Source organism: Salibacterium halotolerans (genome assembly GCF_900115625.1).
GTDB lineage: Bacteria > Bacillota > Bacilli > Bacillales > Marinococcaceae > Salibacterium > Salibacterium halotolerans.
This window is the reverse complement of record NZ_FOXD01000032.1, coordinates 13,454-30,817: the sequence shown is the minus strand read 5'-3', so window position 1 is coordinate 30,817 and position 17,364 is coordinate 13,454. Positions and strand designations below refer to the sequence as shown.

Genomic DNA, 17,364 nt, shown 5'->3' with positions numbered 1-17,364 from the left:
AGTCTATCCCTCTACAATAGGAGATTTTTTTAGGCTTGTAAATGAAAAATAACCCATAAATGATACTATAAGGAAGTTGTTTGCAAGACTAGTGCAAATTCCTCGAGAATCGATAGAAAAACCAGAGAATCAATAGACAAATCCGGAGAATTGATGCCGAAAACGCCCGCTCCCTCTCACCAGAATAGGGCGCTGCAGCCTCGGACTGGATCGATGCAGCAATGCAAAAAATCGAGACAGAAATCCCGGGAATTGATAGATAAAATCCAAGAATCAATAGCAAAAAACCTAAATTCCTCGAGAATCAATCGAAAAACAAGAGAATCAATACAGAAATCGGGAGAATCAACCTGCAAATCCCGGGAATCGATACAAAAACGGCCCGGAGCACGGCCTGCTGACACAGCAGCCACCGCACCCGGACCGTCCGTAATTATTCGTTCAAATGCTCTCCCAGCTTATACAACATACTCGCAAACTGTGCGCGTGACAGGGTGCTTTCGGGGTGGAAGGTGCCGTCGTCGTAGCCGGTCACGATACCTTGCTCCGCAAGCCACGCAATCGCGCCGGCGCCGGTTGTCGCCGCGTCCACATCGCGGAACGCAGCCTCCTCGTTCTCTCCGGCAAAATTAAACGCGCGACCGAGCATCGCCGCCATCTGCCCGCGGGTGATGCTGGCATTCGGCCGGAACGTTCCGTCGGAAAATCCGGAAATGACATCCGCCTCCACAGCAGCCTTTACGTACCCGGAGGCAAAATACCCGCGGCTGACATCCGAAAATGATGTAGACGCCGGGGCGTCATTCCAGCCGATGACTCGGCCGAGCATGGTTACCGCCTGGCCGCGCCGCACTGTTTCCTCAGGTCGGAACTCACCGCCGCTGCCCTGAATGACACCGCGGGCATGCAGCTCCCGGACAGCCTCGGCCGCCCAGAACGTATCGTCAATATCGCTGAAATCGGACGGAGAAGCTGTCTCCTCAGGCCATGTGAAACTTTCGTCCTCAATCACGACTTCGACCTCGTCACTGCGCCCCGATTCCGTCTCATCCACTGAGACAGCCGCTACTTCATACGTATACGTACCAGGTGCCACGCTTTCGTCTTTAAAAAGCTTTCCGTTGTCCGTTGTACCGTGGGCTTCCCCGTTTCTATAAATCTGGTGCCGCAGCACATCCGCCTCCGGACGGTTCCAGAACACGTACACATCATGGGAGCCGTCGTCATTTTCCACGACTTCTGTCTCCACACCAGCCGGTGCGTTCAGCGGTTCCGAAGGGGTTTCAATAGGATCATCCTGAATCGGATTTTCTTCAATATCTTCTTCCACCGGTGCTTCCCGGTTATCTTCACCGAAATCTTCTTTTTCCTCTATACCGGCACCCGAAAGATCCGGAATCTGCAGAAAGCCGTAGCCGTACCGGTCATCCCGGCCCTCTGCGCCGAGATCCACCGCTTCCTCCTGCAGCATCTGCCGCAGCTCGGACGCATCTTTTTCCGGATAGGCTTCTTTTAAAAGGGCAAAGGCCCCGGAGACGAACGGGGTGGCCATGGACGTTCCGCTGAGCGGTCCGTACGAATGGCCTTTGTAGGTGCTCACGATGTCCTCGCCGGGGGCACTCAGTTCCACCGCATCGCCGGAAGCAGAGAAGTAGGCGCGTTCGTTCTTTTTATCAACCGCCCCGACAGCTACGACAGAATCATAGCGCGCCGGGAATTCGACGCGGTCCGTGTCTTCTTCTTCGCCTTCTCCGCGGTTGCCGGATGCCGCTGTTACGATGATGCCGTTCTCGTAAGCTTCATCCAGCATCTCTTTCATCGTGCTCGAATCGGTCAGCGTGCCAAAGCTCATATTGATAATGTCGACATCCTGTTCGATCGCCCATTCTAGACCGCTCAGCACCTGCGAAAGCGTCCCGCTGCCGTTCTCATCCAGCACTTTCACCGCCGACAGCTCCACATCCGGCGCCACACCCATCAGTCCCATACTGGGTTGATAAGCGCCGATAATGCCGGCGGTGTGGCTGCCGTGGCCGTTGTCATCGTTATAGGAATCGGTATAGGACACCGCCGAATAGCCGTCCGCGACATCCAGAGAGGGGTGCGACGTACTGATACCGGTGTCCACAACGGCCACCTCCACATCCGAGCCCGTGACGTTGTCATCCCAGGCCTGTGGTGTCTTAGTCCTTTCCAGCCCCCAGTTCTCAAGACCTTCCACTGCCTGGATTTTCACGTCCTGGTCCGGCTCGACATACGACACGCCGTCTTCAGACGAAAGCTGTGCCGCTTCTTCATCGGTTAACTGTGCCTCGCCTGCATCAATCTGTTCCCACATATCACCGGTCTCCCCACCAACGTCCTCGATAAGAGAAGGAGTGATTCCCTCTTCAAAACCTACCAAATATGTATGCTCCTTCTCCTCTGCCGCCGACATGCCTGCCGTCCAGGACGTGAGCACAACGCAGGCCGCCACAGCTTTCACTACCTTCCGTTTCATGCTATCCCCGCTTTCTTAGAAATAAATGCCACCTTCTTCTATCCTAAAGCAATGAACAATAGATTGATAGAAGCACCACATTATTTATAACGAAAGGAAGAAAGAAAAGTTTCAACCCCTTTTCGAAAAAAATTTAAAAAGAATGTTTAACAAGCCACCCAAGCGGTAATACCTGTAACTAGAAAGACATATTAAAGCCCCCATTTTTGGAGTGCCTGCTTTTCCGGATGGACGAATAAGCATTGGAACGAAAAAGGAAGACGGGAACAGACAGCCCTCAATGGCCACCCCCACCATTGTTATGATTCTCCCGTCTTCCATAAAAAAAGGACCCGCCATCCCCCTGGCGGATCCTCCCCATTATTTCATTGTGTGATATTACTGTTCCAGTGCGCTGTCGAGAAAAACGGAGAAGTGGGCACGTGTTGTTTCGCGGCCCGGTTCAAATTCGCCTTCCGCATTTCCAGTGGTGATGCCGGCTCCGGCAAGCGCCTGGATCTGCTTGTGATAACGATGATTGTTCCCAACATCGGTGAAAGAACCGTCATAGCTTGTCCCTTTAAGATCAAAAGCGCGGTAGAATACAACAGCCATCTGCTGGCGTGTCATAGGCTCGTCCGGCATGAATTCGTTCTGCTGGTTGCCGTTAATGTATCCTGCTTCGCTTACTGCTTTAATCGCTGTCGCGTGCGCGTTATCCGAAGAAACATCGCTGAATCCGGTATCGCCTCCGGTGCGTTCCAGATCAAGAGCTTTCATCAGGATTGTTGCAGCCTGTTCTCTTGTGATGCTGTCCGAAGGTTCGAATGTGCTGTTTTGATAACCGCTGACGATGCCTTCTTTACCAAGTTTGGTAATGCTGCCGTATGCCCAGTAGCCTTCCTCTACATCGTGGTACTCGCCTGCCGGCAGCTTTTCAAGTGTTTCCGACTTTACGGCGGATGTTGTTGCTTTTTCCCCGGACTGGTCTGAGAGTACCCGCTTCGCTCCTACATAACGGTCGCCCCAGTAGTATGGGTCATTAATGCTTGAAATCATAATGCCTCTTGAGCTGGATGCATGAATGAACTGATTGTCTCCAATGTAAATGCCGTTATGCTGAATGCCGGAACCGTGTGTGAAGAAGACAAGATCCCCTGTCTGCAGGTTCCCTTTGGATACCGACTTGCCGGCATTATACTGCGCGGCGGCTGTTCTCGGGAGATCCACTCCGTTTTTGCCGAATACATAGCTTGTAAAACCTGAGCAGTCGAATCCGGAAGGCGTGGTCCCTCCGTAGCTGTACGGTGTTCCTAAGTGTTCTCTTGCTTCCGCTTCAATATCCTCCGGTGACGCTGCGTCAGCCGCCTCAGGCTGCATCGCAAAGGAAGATAAAAGCAGAACGGTGCTGAACAATGCTGCCATCGTTTTCTTGACCAAAATGGCCACCCCTCTCATTATGTATAAATTTTTACTTTTATGTGCAATATGTTGTGTTTCGGTTTGGATGTCGTGGTCTGTCTTGAAAACACAATTCATAGTCTAGCATGTAATTGGGCACCCTGAGTTTACAGTTCAATAACAACTACAAGACACAATGATACAAAAAAACCACAAATCCTCCCTTTACAGCTCGTCTTTTTTCTCCATTATCTTCACATTGAAACAATGAAACCCCTGTTATCATAGTGTCAGAGAAGATATAATACTTTTGTAACATCTTTGTAATATAAATGGTTTTGTCACAAAAATTTCACTGGATTTCCTGCAACTTTTTGTTGAATGACATACGAAAGACCTACATTATGGACGGCCTTTGCCTTTTACCCGCAGGCGCTGTAAAATGAACAGAGGAAAACAATCATTATCAAATAACAGGAGCTAATACATATGAAAAGTTGGAAAAAAGCCGCCGGTTTGGCAGTGGGATCCGTTCTACTGCTTCTCAGCGCGTGCGGAGATCGGGAACTGCCGGAAGAAGTATATGGAGATGCGCTGGAGACCATGGAGAATCTCGACAGCGTGTACTTCACCGAATCAAACACATTGAACGCAGCAGAAGAAGGAGTGAGTACATTCACGCGGGGGGCAATCCGTTACGGTGACCCAATTCAGGGTTACATGGAATCGAGCATGAACCTGGTGGAACTTGATACCCCGGTGGAACTGGATATACGAGTGGATGGAGAGAACATTCAGACACGCCAAAACGGAGAATGGGAAGCATCCGAAACCAACACCGAACAGATTCAGTCCATGCTTCGTCCGAACGAAGACCTTTCCTTCTTTCTGGAGTTTAAGAACGAATTTCTAATGAAGGAAGTGACAGACGTTGAGGACACCGACGATTATTACGAAGTTTCCTTTAAAGGAACAGAAGAGCGGCATAAAGTACTGGCGGAAAAGAAACTGAGTTCTCTCGGCGTGATGCCGGAAGGCGGATTGAGTGAAGAGCAGCTGAACGGGATGACACTCGATGGGATTGAAATGACCGCCTTTATTGATAAGGAAACGAGACGCCTGAACGGTTATGACACACGTTTCACCTTCACAGTCGAACTAGGCGGCAAACTCCGATCCTTCGATGAACAAACGAACGTCCGCTACGAAGACCACAATAATGTAGAAGGCAATCTGGAAGAATTCATTCAGCAGAAAGTACAAGAAATTCAGCAGGAGCAGATGGAAGAACAGGAATCTGAAAACAATGCAGATGCTGCATAAAAAAGAGCCGGTCCGCGTACATATACGAGGGCCGGTTTTATTACGCCTTTTTTAACACTATGGAAATGTCTCCGTGATGCATTTGTAAAATTCATGGTGTATTATGGAAGAAAAGAGGGGTGTACTCTAGATAAAAGTCGCTGTTACACCCTGAAAACGCAAAATTCTATTAAAATGAGATTACAAACCGTGTTACAGGGTAGCCATTCTGAGGAAATTGTTGTAGAATTCTTGTAGACCGCGTCAAAAAATGAATATGATTACCTAGCGCGTTATATTATACTGCCATTTTCAGAAATTAACCACCCACGAATTGACAGCCTATGAAATGGCACGTATAATAATTTTTGCAGTTTTTTAGAAGATTTATGTAGTCCTAACGGACGGAGGCGTTTTCACAGATGATTCCGATGACCCGATGATAGATCGTCGAGGAACCAGATGACGTGCGATCGTCTCTGAAAGTTAGAAAATAGTATTCTATCAAAACTGAGGTAGAATGCTTCATACAAAAGGAGGAAATATTGCATATGGCTTATCAACCTAAGTCTTACCGCAGATTTCTAGCATCTTCCGTATCTGCAGCAGTCGTAGCGTCTGCAGCAGCGGCGGTACCTGCGGATGTACAGCAAGCGGATGCAGCTGAATCTTTCAGTGATGTATCCAACGATTACTGGGCCTCGGAATCTATTCAGCGTCTCGCTGACGAAGGTATCATCAACGGGTACCCAGATGGTACATACGGTCCGGGAGAAGACATCAACCGCGGTCAGGTAGCAGAGCTCCTTGTAAACGCGTTTGACCTCGAAGTAAGCCAAGACGCTGAAAGCAGCTACGATGACCTGACTGATGAAAGTTACTACACTCCGTACGCGGAAGCAGTAACCGAAGCAGGATACATCACAGGCCGCGAAGACGGCACAATGTTTGCTGCCGGCATGGACCTCAGCCGCGAGCAGATGGCAACTATCCTGGTTCGAGCGTTTAACCTTGAACCGAAAGAAGACGCAAGTGCAAACGTAGCAGACCTAGACGAAGCAAACGCAAGCCACCAGGAAAACATCGAAATTCTGGCACAGTATGACATCACTTCAACGGAAAACAACATGTTCCGTCCGAAAGAAACAGTCAACCGTGCACAGTTTGCAACATTTCTGGACCGTGCCCTTGAAGTACAGGAGCCGCTTGAAATTGCAAACGTAAGTACTCTTACCGGTGACGGCCATGTTCTTTCTGTTGAATTCACCAGACCGTACCGTGAAGATCTTTCCCCATCTGACATCATGATTTCGGAAAGTGACAGCGGCGAGCGCAAAGGTGTAGAGAGTGTGAGCCTTTCCTCGGATGGTCTTTCCGCGGAAGTAACACTTTATGACGACACAAGCGACAACGCTCCTGACGAAATTCCAGAAGGCGTGCAGCACGACATTCAAGTTGGCAACCTTTCCACTACGTTCACTCGTGATCAGTTCCTTAACGATGACGATAACGCCCGTGTTACAGGAGTCGACCAAGATGAGCGCACCATTACCGTTACGTACAATGAAGACAACGGTGAAGGTCAGGAAACGACCGTTCAGATTGATGTGCCGGAAGACAGCGACCTTAACTTCCAACAAGCGCTGGGGCATGAAATCAGCGTTTGGTACGATGGTGACGAGCAGCTCACAAGATATCAGCTGATTCAACATGAAGACACTGTTCATGATGCAATCGAAGTAACAGCTGATAACGAAATCGAAACTATCGACGAAGGCAATGCGCACGATCTTGCAGTAGATTCCGAGCAGTTCGAATTCATTGCCAACCCTGGCACAGACGATGAAGTTGTTGCGAATTCGGCAGAAGATATGCAGGACCTCGTAGACAACAAATACGATTACTCCAAAGCAATCTTCGGTGACAACGGAGATGTTGAGCGCGTATACGCATACGACCTTAACGCAGACCCGATCTTAGTTGACAACGTAGAGGACGGTCTTGTAACAGGTAAAGGCGGCAATGAACTTGATCTTCAGGATTATGTCATTGTGAAAAACGGCCAGCAGATCTCTGCAAGCGACCTCCAGGAAGACGATCTTCTGTTCTTTAACGAAGATGCACATGGAGACGGGTTTGCTGTCGTGAGCAACCAGACAACAAGCGGTTCCATCGAGAATGTCTTTGAAGACAGCTTCGAAGTAGATGGCACAAGCTACGATTACGTGTCCGACAACATTACGACAAGATACCTTGAAGGCGATGAGTTCAGTGAACTCGACGAAAGCGCTGCGCAGGATCTTCAGGCAGCAAACGACGAAGTCACTCTTTACAACAACTTCAGAAATGAAGTCGTGTACGTGACTGGTAATCAGGGAGACGCTCCTTCCAACGAGAATTACCTTTATCTCCAGGGAGACCTCACCCCGTATACTGATAACCTCGGTAACGGCCGTATGGAAATCGAAGGTATCAACTCCGAAGGTGAATCAGAGCTTTATGATGTAGAGCTTGGTTCTCTTGACCAAATCAACCTTCTTGAGGGTCAAAGCGGAGATGACTCCGAGACAGAATACGAAATGAACAGTGAATTCCCTGGCAACAGTGACTATGAAGTGGATGATTTCGTATTTGGTACAACACATGAATCTGCAGCTACCAGTAACAGTGCAACGGTAGAAGTAGACGGAACTACGTACTACACCGACATCTCGGATCGTTCTGCTATCGAAAACATCATTGCTGTGAATGAAGACAACAGCTACGGAGAAATCATCACTGACATCAGCGACGTAAACAACATCGCTAACATCGGCCTCGATGGCGAAGATAGCGACACTGTTAACCAAATCACACTTACCAATAACGTTGAGACGTTGAACGAAGACATCGACGAAGACAGCTCAACCGCAAACGGTTATCGTCTGCAGGATGACACAATGATTTATGACCTGTCTGACGCTGACGACATGGAAGATCCAGACGCAGACAACGTAGAAGTTACTGCTTGGAGCGATGCTTCCAACATTGACATCACAGCAGACAATGCAGATGTCTATTACGATGAAGAAGGCAATGTCACTCACATCGTAAGTAGCGACAGTGTTACTGCTAATGACGATGAAGTGAGTGCCCTTATCTCCGAAGTTTCTGTTAGTGACGGTGATGTTGAGCGTGTAACTGCATTCGTTGAAGGCGAAAAAATCCAGTTTGAGGTGGACGATTCTGACATTAACCTTGAAGAAGGATCGTTTGAAACACTGGAAGTAAACGAAGATAGAACCGTCATTACCGGCAAAGCTGACGATCAGAAACCGGTAGTTGATGGTTACGTAGAAGAAGTAAACGTTGGCGCCGGTGAAATCAAATTCTTCGGTAATGACACAACGTACGAATTGAACAACGACAATGCAGTATACGACGGCACCGATGATGACAGCGGGGAATGGGAAACTGCCAACCTTCGTGATATTGAAGAGGGAGATTCAGTAAGTATTTCCATTCCGTCTGAAGGCAGCCGTTTCGCAGATGCAGCAGTTCTCGAAGAAGAAGATTCAGTAGATCCTGACACTTATGAACCAAGTGTAAATGTTAACCAAGAAAGTGTAACATCGACTTCTGCGGAAAATGTAAGCGAAGTAAAACTTTCATTCTCTGAAGAAGCAAGTGTTCAAGAAGATGGTGAATTCACGGTTACCGATGAAGACGGTAACAGTTTCACTGTAACTGAAGACAGTTATGAGCAGGTAGGTTCCGATAATAAATTCACATATCAGACATCCGGCTCTACTGTAAGTGTTTATGTTTATGGTTACGATGAAGCAGATGATGCTAACCCATTGAACATTGACTTCAGTGGTGATAACTTCTTTGATGAATCTTATGACGTTAGTGATTCAAGCGTCAATGTAAATGTTAACGACGAATTGAATAACTAAACATTGTGATCATTAGAAAAAGAGTGAGCCTTGCGCTCACTCTTTTTTACTAAGTAAGGAGAATCGAAATGAAACGTTCCATGCTATTATTTTCCGCTTCAATTCTTATTATTTTAAGTATGGCTGCCTGCTCCAATGAGAGTGATTCTACCAATTCCGGTATTGTATTTGGAGAAGTGACGGGAAAGAATGAACTTCAAGCTGGAAACGTTTTTCAAGTCGGTGAAAAAGTTAATTTCGTCATGGAAACTGAATCTCCCATTGAACAGGATCAGCTGAATGTTATATTAAACATATTAAGTCCGAGTGATGAGTGGCAGGAGGTGACGACAAACACCCTTCAGGTTAGTCCGGATGCGACACAGGTGATGAACGGGCTGGATGCAAGCATGTTCGAACAGCTGGGACCTGGTGCATATCAGCTTGTAATTGAGTGGGGCGATCAATCTGTGAAGGGTGATTTTGTGGTCGAGCAGAGTGAGTCATAAATGTGCTTTACATAGATTGTCATCTCCTATCAATATTATTCTACCCTTTTCACCCTCATACCCATTTAGGTATGGGGGTTGATTCATTTTAACCTACCCGCAGCCGGTGACTTTCCTCCCTCTATGAGAATCTTTCCGCTCATGGTATAATTCGGTAGGAATTAAACGAATGATGGAGGCACAGCCATATGATACACTGGATTGTTTTACTTGTTACAGGTATTTCGTTTCTTCTTTCTTCATATCAACAGGGGTTGTTTTATGATAAAGATATTTATACATGGCATATAGGGGTAGCGCTCCTATGTATTGCTTACATGCTGTACGTATTTTTCAGAAAGAAAGAACAGATGCCTTCTCCCGTATATTTTACTATTTTTCTAATACCGCTTTTTTATTTGATTTCTTTCACCAACGCGGTCACACTTCAAGGTGCCTTTGATCAATTTATCCAATGGACCATGTTTGCAACGTTCTTTATTGTACTGGTAACGGTGAAGCGAAATGTGCCATCCAGCGAAAAAGGTATGCTGGTTCTCTTGCAGATATTTGGATTTTACATAGCGATACTCCCTTTTCTTCACTCCTGGGGATGGGTTGCATACAACGACGCAATTTTAAACGGTAGGTTTTCGAGTGTGTTTCAGTATCCGAATACCTATGCTGCCGTGACGATGGCAGTACTGCTTTTCAACATCGTATTTGCTTCGCAGCAGCGTAACAACATTCCTGTCATCGCTCTAAGCACTCTGCCTTTGGCATTATATGCATCCACGCTGTTTCTCTCATTATCCCGTGGAGCTATGATTCTGCTTCCAATCGTCTGGTTCATCGGCTTGCTTGCGTTGTCCACACGCCATCAATTCAAATACGTCCTGTATACAATACTCGCATTTGCCGGAGGCTTTATTTTTTTCATGACGGCCGCCAATGAATGGGGGGGGGCTGGACCAGCTATGCAGATTGTTGTGTGGTTTGCTGTCAGTGCAGTTACTACCCTAGGTGCTGTCAGCACACACCTTTTAGTGGAAAAGAAGCTGCCTGAAAAATTCATGCAGAAACGCTTCGCTTTTGTCCTTCCGGCAGCCGCTTTGCTTGCTGGTGCTGCGCTTCTCATTGATTTTGTGAAAAAGGGATGGGTATTTAGTAAACTTCCTGAAAACGTGCAGAACCGCATTCAAAATATTGGATATGAAACAATTTTTGAAGACGGTCGTTTCACGTTTTTCTTTGACGCGTTGGATATGCTGAAAGACGCCCCAATCATTGGATGGGGCGGCGACGGTTGGAGTGTTCTATATCACGGTTATCAGTCGGAGCCTTACATCAGTAATGAAGTGCACAGTGTCGTCCTGGAGCAGCTTCTTAATATCGGTATCCTCGGATTTCTAGTTGGGATGGCTGTTCTACTTTTATTTGCCTTCAACAGTATTAAGAGCTTCCGTCAACAAGGCGGGGCTCTCGTGCCGGCATCATTGATTGCACTGCTGATGCTGGTTGGACATGGGGTCATTGATTTTGACTTTTCGTTTGCGACAATATGGCTTCTGTTCATGCTCATTTTGACATTGGCGGTGCCGGAAAATCCTGCTTTCCCTGGCGTCTCTATCGATAAACGTTCTATCAAATTTGGTGCATATGGTGTGGCCGCCATCCTTATTGGGCTGTCTTCGATGTATGCCTTCCGGTTTGAAGTGGCAGAACGAAAAGTAGAGGCCGTATCTCAGACTAATGATGCTGAAGAAATACTAAATATATTGAGTGAAGCACGGCAATGGAATCCGAATGAACTGAGTTATATTACAAACCAGGTTCAGGTAGCTGTGGAACAGCAGAAAGAAGAGCTGATCCTTGAGTTGAGCAACCAGTTTATAGAGGTGGAACCAAAGAGTAGGGAAGCTTGGATGCAAAGCGGTAACAGTCATGCTTCGTTCGGTTATGTGGAAGAAGCCATGACGCGGTACAATCAAGCCTTGTCGTATGATCCGTTTAACATCAATATCTACCAACGTATGATTCGGCTCACCTCCGGGGAAGCCTCTTCGATGATGCAGAGTGGAAATCCCGATCAGGCCGCCGGAATGGCAGCTCAGGCCACAGACGCGTATGAACGCTATCAGAAGAACACACAGGAATTCCGTAAGAACCCACAGTCTAATTATAAAGACCTGACACTGACGCCGGCTGCGAACTTCCTGGCAGGACAGGCTTATATGATTGAAGGGAGCTATCAAAAAGGTATTAAAGTGCTCAAAAAGTTCAGTGAGAACGATGGAGAATTATATGTACGCGCACAGGCATTAATGATTCTTGCGCAACGTGAGCAGGGTAATCAGAAGCAGGCTGAAAAGCGGATGAACACCCTCGCTTCCAAAAATAATAAGGCACAGGCGTATGTTGACGCCTATCAGGTTTTCTTCTGACCCTGTGTTAACACGACGAAAATTGTGATAAAATGAGGAAACATGGAAGGGTATGGGAGGAACACGATGAATAACGAGCAACCTTCACAAACACAGCACAATGATGATGAAATCAGCCTGGTAGAGATTATATCAATTCTCTGGAAGTACAAGCTTCTTATTATACTGCTGCCGATTGTGCTTGCTGTGGCAGCATACATAGGATCCCAATTCCTCACTCCAAGCTACAGTTCTACGACGAAGCTCTATCTCGGCAATTACGAAAGTGAAATGTACACCAATACGAACAGCGCCCAACAGGTCATCATGAGTAACGATGTGCTGCGCGCGGTTATGAATAATCAGGAACTGAACCACGAACGCCCGCGGGATTTGCGGGAATCGGTATCCGTGGAAACCTTGAATGAAGAAGCGAAGATGTTGGAGATTACCGCAAATCACAGCGACCCAGAGCGGGCACAGCAAATCGTTGATGGAATCGCCACTCAGTTTGTGAACCAGGCCCAACCCGCATTTCAGGAACGGCAGAGCATTATAGAGGAAAGGTATCAGGCAGCACAGGAGAGTTATAGTCAAATTTCTGAAAGCTTGGAGCGGAATGAACAGACGTTGCAGGATATAGAAGACAACCAAAGCTCAAGTGAAGCAGAAACAGACTTGGCACGCGCACGGCTTATTGATTACATCGAAAAGAATCAAAGTCAATTGCTGGAACTGGAGCAGCAACTACAGAAGCAGGAGTTAAATCTGAACAACTTGAATGGACCGGAAGTGTTTGAACAGGCGGTTGTGCCTCAGGCTCCAGATTCGCCAAGCCCGATGCTGAATACGGCTATTGCCTTTGTCATTGGTGCCATGGCCGGCGTAGGACTGGCCTTTGTTATCGAGTTTTTCCGGAACAACCCGATCCGCCGAAGAAAAGCTTAGACGTCTGACAACAAGGGGAGGGATAAGGATGACTTACGGGAAACGGTTGCTATTATTAATGGTGATTGATACGGCAATTGTAACGCTTGCCGTGTATATAGGCGCATATCTACTATATGAAACCCGCTACATTGACTCGGCGATTATTTTTGCCAGCTCAGCTACTTTGGTTATTGCTCATCACACGTTTGGCCACTGGTTTAAGTTGTATAAGCGTGTGTGGCAGTATGCGAGTATCAATGAGCTCAAAGAAATCTTTAAAGCAGTCACACTCTCCATCATTGTGACGGCGGTCATGCAGCAGCTCTTTTTCGATGTCATCCATAAACGAACCCTGCTCATTACGTGGATGCTCCATATTCTTATGATTGGAGGATCACGCTTCGCGTGGCGTATGTATCGGGATCATTTCCTGAAATCACAGAAAAATAAGAAACGTACGCTTATTGTAGGATCCGGAAGCGCCGGCACGATGGTCGCCCGCCAGATGCTCCAGGGCGGCGAAAGCGAACTGACACCGGTAGGCTTTGTGGACGATGATAAAACCAAACACAGCCTTGAAATTATGGGAGTACCGGTAGAGGGACCGGTGAAGCAGATTGAACACATCGCAGCGAAACTGGACGTTGAGCACATTGTTATCGCTATTCCTTCGCTATCGCGCCAGGAGCTCAAACGTATTTATGAAGAATGTCAGAAAACAGGGGCACGGATTCAGATCCTGCCGATGATCGAAGACCTCCTGAGCGGTAAAGTATCCGTGAGCGAGTTCCGCGATATCGAAGTCGAAGACCTGCTCGGACGTGACCCGGTGGAACTCGATATCGACGGCATCTCAGGATCGATCACCGGAAGACGGGTTCTCATCACCGGGGCTGCTGGCTCCATCGGTTCCGAAATCTGCCGCCAGATCAGCGGTTTTCACCCGGAAGCCATGATTCTGCTCGATCACTCCGAGAACGGTGTGTACGACATTCATATGGAGCTCGAACAGCGCGGCCTCGGCATAGATTTAATAACAGAAGTGTCGGACGTCAAAGATAAAGAAAAGATGCAGACCGTCTTTGCTTCTCAATCGCCCGATGTCGTCTTTCACGCTGCCGCCCATAAGCACGTACCGCTCATGGAGAAAAACCCGGAAGAAGCGGTGAAGAATAACGTACTCGGCACGAAAAACGTCGCAGAAGCCGCCTCCGAATACAACAGCAGCACATTCGTCATGATCTCAACTGACAAAGCCGTCAACCCGACAAGCGTCATGGGCGCCACCAAACGACTCGCCGAAATGGTCATTCAGCACATGAACACCGAAAGCAGTACCCGTTTCGTCTCGGTGCGCTTCGGTAACGTGCTCGGCAGCCGCGGCAGCGTCATCCCGCTGTTCAAAAAGCAGATTCAGGCCGGCGGTCCGGTTACGGTAACCCACCCGGACATGATACGCTACTTCATGACGATTCCCGAAGCATCCAGGCTCGTCATCCAGGCAGGCGCTCTTGCAGAAGGCGGCGAAGTCTTCGTCCTTGATATGGGCGAACCAGTGAAAATCGTCGACCTCGCCGAAAACCTGATCAGACTCTCCGGCTATGACGTCGAAGACATTGGTATTGAATATACCGGCATGCGCCCCGGAGAGAAGATGTATGAAGAACTCATGAAAGACGATGAAGTGTATCCGGAGCAGATCTACCCAAAAATCCATATCGGTAGAACGCAGCCCATTGATATGACTGCGTTGCACTCCGTCCTAAACAATGGACAGCGACAAGAAGCACTGCGCCAGAACCTGCTCGACATCGCCAACTTCAGGAAAAACAATAAAAGCAGACTAACAGCAGTCAAGTAAGTTACCCAGTTAACCCCAGGGAAACCCATTTTCCTAAGTCCTTCAAACATAAATTTATTTTCGAGAGATGATAGAATAGGGTAATTAAAGATAACTTAAGTAACTAGCACTAAACAACATGATTTTTTTAATCAAAGGAGCAAATGAATGATGATAAAATTTGCTATTATCGGCTGTGGTCATATTGCAAAAAAACATATCGCTGCACTAGAAAAAATAAAAGACGCACAGTTAGTCAGCGTCTGTGATAAAATACCGGCAAACCTGCATCCCTATGAAGAACAATTAGGTGTCCGAGGCTATACGAGCCTGGATGAGATGTTTGAGGAAGAAGATATTGATGTTGTGAATATATGTACCCCTAGTGGAACACATAAAAACATCGCCATACAGGCTGCTTCCCGTGAAAAGCACGTCATCGTTGAAAAACCGATGGCTCTTCATATGGAAGATGCAGATGCAATAATCGAAGCATGTGAGCAACATAACGTAAAACTGGCAGTCGTTCACCCGAATCGCTTCCGCCCTGTGATGGTAGAAACAAAAAGGTTAATCGAAGAAGGAAGGCTTGGAAAGTTGAGTCATGTTAACGCCACGCTGAGGTGGAACCGAAACCAGGCATATTATGACCAGGCAGCCTGGCGTGGAACGAAAGAACATGATGGCGGTGTACTCATGAATCAAGCCATCCATAACCTGGATCTTATGCTCTGGTTTACCGGACAGGTGCAGGAAGTATACAGTATGGAAGCTACAAGGTTTCGGGATATTGAGGCAGAGGACGTTTCCACGGGTGTAATTCGATTTGAAGACGGTACACTTGGCGTAGTAGAAGCAGCAAGCACGATTTTTCCCGCCAACCTGGAAGAAACCATCAGTATCTTCGGCGAAAATGGTACCATAAAAGTAGGAGGCAAAACGGCAAGTTATTTTGACCACTTGGATATTGCATCGCTCGGAGAAGAGGAAATAGCACAAATTACGGATAGAGTCAAAGCAGATCCGTTAGGGAAACCTGGACAGCAAGGCATCATTGAAGATATGGTGAAATCCATTAAAAAAAATGAAACTCCAATCGTAGATGGATATGAAGGCAGAAAGGCACTTGAATTGGTTACATCAATGTATCAATCGGCTGAGGAGAAACGCCCTGTGCAGGTAAACAAACAAGAGAAAGGACAGGCCTATGTCAACCACATATAAGGAGACAACACTGCAGCCAATGGCAAAGAAACTCATAGATAAACTTCAAACCAAAGAAGCTGTCATAGGCGTGGTAGGACTCGGTTATGTCGGTCTTCCATTAGCGGTGGAAAAAGCAAAAGCCGGTTACCATGTCATTGGATTTGATGTACAGGAAGAACGGGTGAACATGGTCAATGACGGCATTAATTATATCGGCGATGTCGTGGACGAGGACCTAACGGAAATTGTAAGATCGGAAAAAATGTTTGCCACCAACGATTACAGTAGCATAAAAGATGTCGACACTGTCACTATATGCGTGCCGACCCCGTTGGATATCTATAAACAGCCGAACACAACGTACGTAGAAAATTCCTCGAAAGAAATTGCTAAATACTTACATGAAGGCACCTTAGTCGTACTGGAAAGTACAACCTACCCGGGCACAACCGAAGAAGTAGTGAAACCAATTATAGAAGAAAACGGTTTGGTCTGCGGAGAAAGTGTCTTTATCGGCTATTCCCCGGAACGAGTAGACCCTGGCAATAAATCTTTCAATACAAAAAACACTCCAAAAGTCGTCGGAGGAATCACGTCTTCCTGCACAGCAGCAGCAGCAGCTATGTATCGTAACGTATTAGACGGGGATGTACACGAAGTGTCCAGTCCCTCCGTTGCTGAGATGGAAAAGATCCTCGAAAATACCTTCCGGAACATCAACATTGGTCTTGCCAACGAAATGGCAATCCTCTGTAACAAGATGGGAATCGATGTATGGGAAGTGATTGATGCAGCCGCAACAAAGCCATATGGATTTATGCCATTTTATCCCGGACCAGGCCTCGGAGGTCACTGCATCCCAATTGATCCTTGGTATTTGACCTGGAAAGCAAAAGAATACAACTATCATACGAAATTGATAGAAACTGCTGGTGAAATAAACAACAGCATGCCGGAGTTTGTAGTTAACCGTATTATGCATATTTTAAACGAAGAAGGAAAACCGCTCAAAGGTTCCAATATTTTAGTACTTGGAGTTGCTTATAAGAAAGATATTGACGACTACAGGGAATCCCCTGTACTGCCAATACTTGAAAAGTTGGATCTAGGAGGTGCGGACTGGACTGTGGCTGACCCGCATGTTCGGGAATTCAAATATAAAAATACTATTCAAACAACTAGGTCTAATGTCACGGAACAAGATGTAAGAAATGCTGATATAGTATTGCTTGCAACAGATCATAATGATTTTGATTATGAACTAATTAGTAAGCATGCAAATGTAATATTTGATACAAAAAATAGTATGAAGCAACATAGCAGTTCCATTCCATATTATAAATTATAGATGAGGGAATATGATTGTCAACGTTTCTAA

At 46.9% G+C, this 17,364-nt stretch carries 10 protein-coding genes; 8 read left to right on the top strand and 2 right to left on the bottom strand.

From position 1 onward, the window contains the following. Positions 1 to 433 precede the first annotated feature (433 nt). Both BM124_RS17295 and BM124_RS17285 read right to left on the bottom strand, forming a co-directional pair. Positions 434 to 2,500 (bottom strand): S8 family serine peptidase, encoded by a 2,067-nt coding sequence (locus BM124_RS17295; RefSeq protein ID WP_093339451.1) that lies wholly within the window; start codon positions 2,498 to 2,500, stop codon positions 434 to 436. A gap of 378 nt (positions 2,501 to 2,878) precedes the next feature. Beyond that, entirely contained in the window at positions 2,879 to 3,919 is a 1,041-nt protein-coding gene (locus BM124_RS17285; RefSeq protein WP_212634983.1) for a C40 family peptidase, read from the bottom strand. Between the two features lie 450 nt (positions 3,920 to 4,369). Between BM124_RS17285 and BM124_RS17280 the strand changes: the two genes are divergently transcribed. The 8 genes from BM124_RS17280 to BM124_RS17245 all read left to right on the top strand — a co-directional run bounded on the left by BM124_RS17280 (position 4,370) and on the right by BM124_RS17245 (position 17,334). After that, the gene (locus BM124_RS17280) at positions 4,370 to 5,203 is read left to right on the top strand and encodes a DUF6612 family protein (protein WP_093339443.1); all 834 of its coding nucleotides are present in this window, start codon (positions 4,370 to 4,372) and stop codon (positions 5,201 to 5,203) included. A 530-nt stretch (positions 5,204 to 5,733) separates the two neighbouring features. Then, positions 5,734 to 9,120, top strand: coding sequence for an S-layer homology domain-containing protein (locus BM124_RS17275; RefSeq protein ID WP_093339440.1), 3,387 nt, complete (start codon positions 5,734 to 5,736; stop codon positions 9,118 to 9,120). A gap of 68 nt (positions 9,121 to 9,188) precedes the next feature. After that, positions 9,189 to 9,608, top strand: coding sequence for a hypothetical protein (locus tag BM124_RS17270; RefSeq protein ID WP_093339438.1), 420 nt, complete (start codon positions 9,189 to 9,191; stop codon positions 9,606 to 9,608). Positions 9,609 to 9,796: 188 nt separating this feature from the next. Beyond that, positions 9,797 to 12,031, top strand: a complete 2,235-nt coding sequence (locus tag BM124_RS17265) for an O-antigen ligase family protein (RefSeq protein WP_093339435.1) — start codon at positions 9,797 to 9,799, stop codon at positions 12,029 to 12,031. Between the two features lie 66 nt (positions 12,032 to 12,097). Further along, positions 12,098 to 12,958: a YveK family protein gene (locus BM124_RS17260; RefSeq protein WP_170841208.1), complete on the top strand. Its 861-nt coding sequence runs from the start codon at positions 12,098 to 12,100 to the stop codon at positions 12,956 to 12,958. A gap of 28 nt (positions 12,959 to 12,986) precedes the next feature. Beyond that, positions 12,987 to 14,801 (top strand): polysaccharide biosynthesis protein, encoded by a 1,815-nt coding sequence (locus BM124_RS17255; RefSeq protein ID WP_093339430.1) that lies wholly within the window; start codon positions 12,987 to 12,989, stop codon positions 14,799 to 14,801. A 150-nt stretch (positions 14,802 to 14,951) separates the two neighbouring features. Beyond that, on the top strand, positions 14,952 to 16,004 hold the full coding sequence (locus BM124_RS17250; protein ID WP_093339461.1) for a Gfo/Idh/MocA family protein: 1,053 nt from the start codon (positions 14,952 to 14,954) through the stop codon (positions 16,002 to 16,004). Between the two features lie 19 nt (positions 16,005 to 16,023). Beyond that, the gene (locus BM124_RS17245; RefSeq protein WP_244504395.1) at positions 16,024 to 17,334 is read left to right on the top strand and encodes a nucleotide sugar dehydrogenase; all 1,311 of its coding nucleotides are present in this window, start codon (positions 16,024 to 16,026) and stop codon (positions 17,332 to 17,334) included. Positions 17,335 to 17,364: the final 30 nt, after the last annotated feature.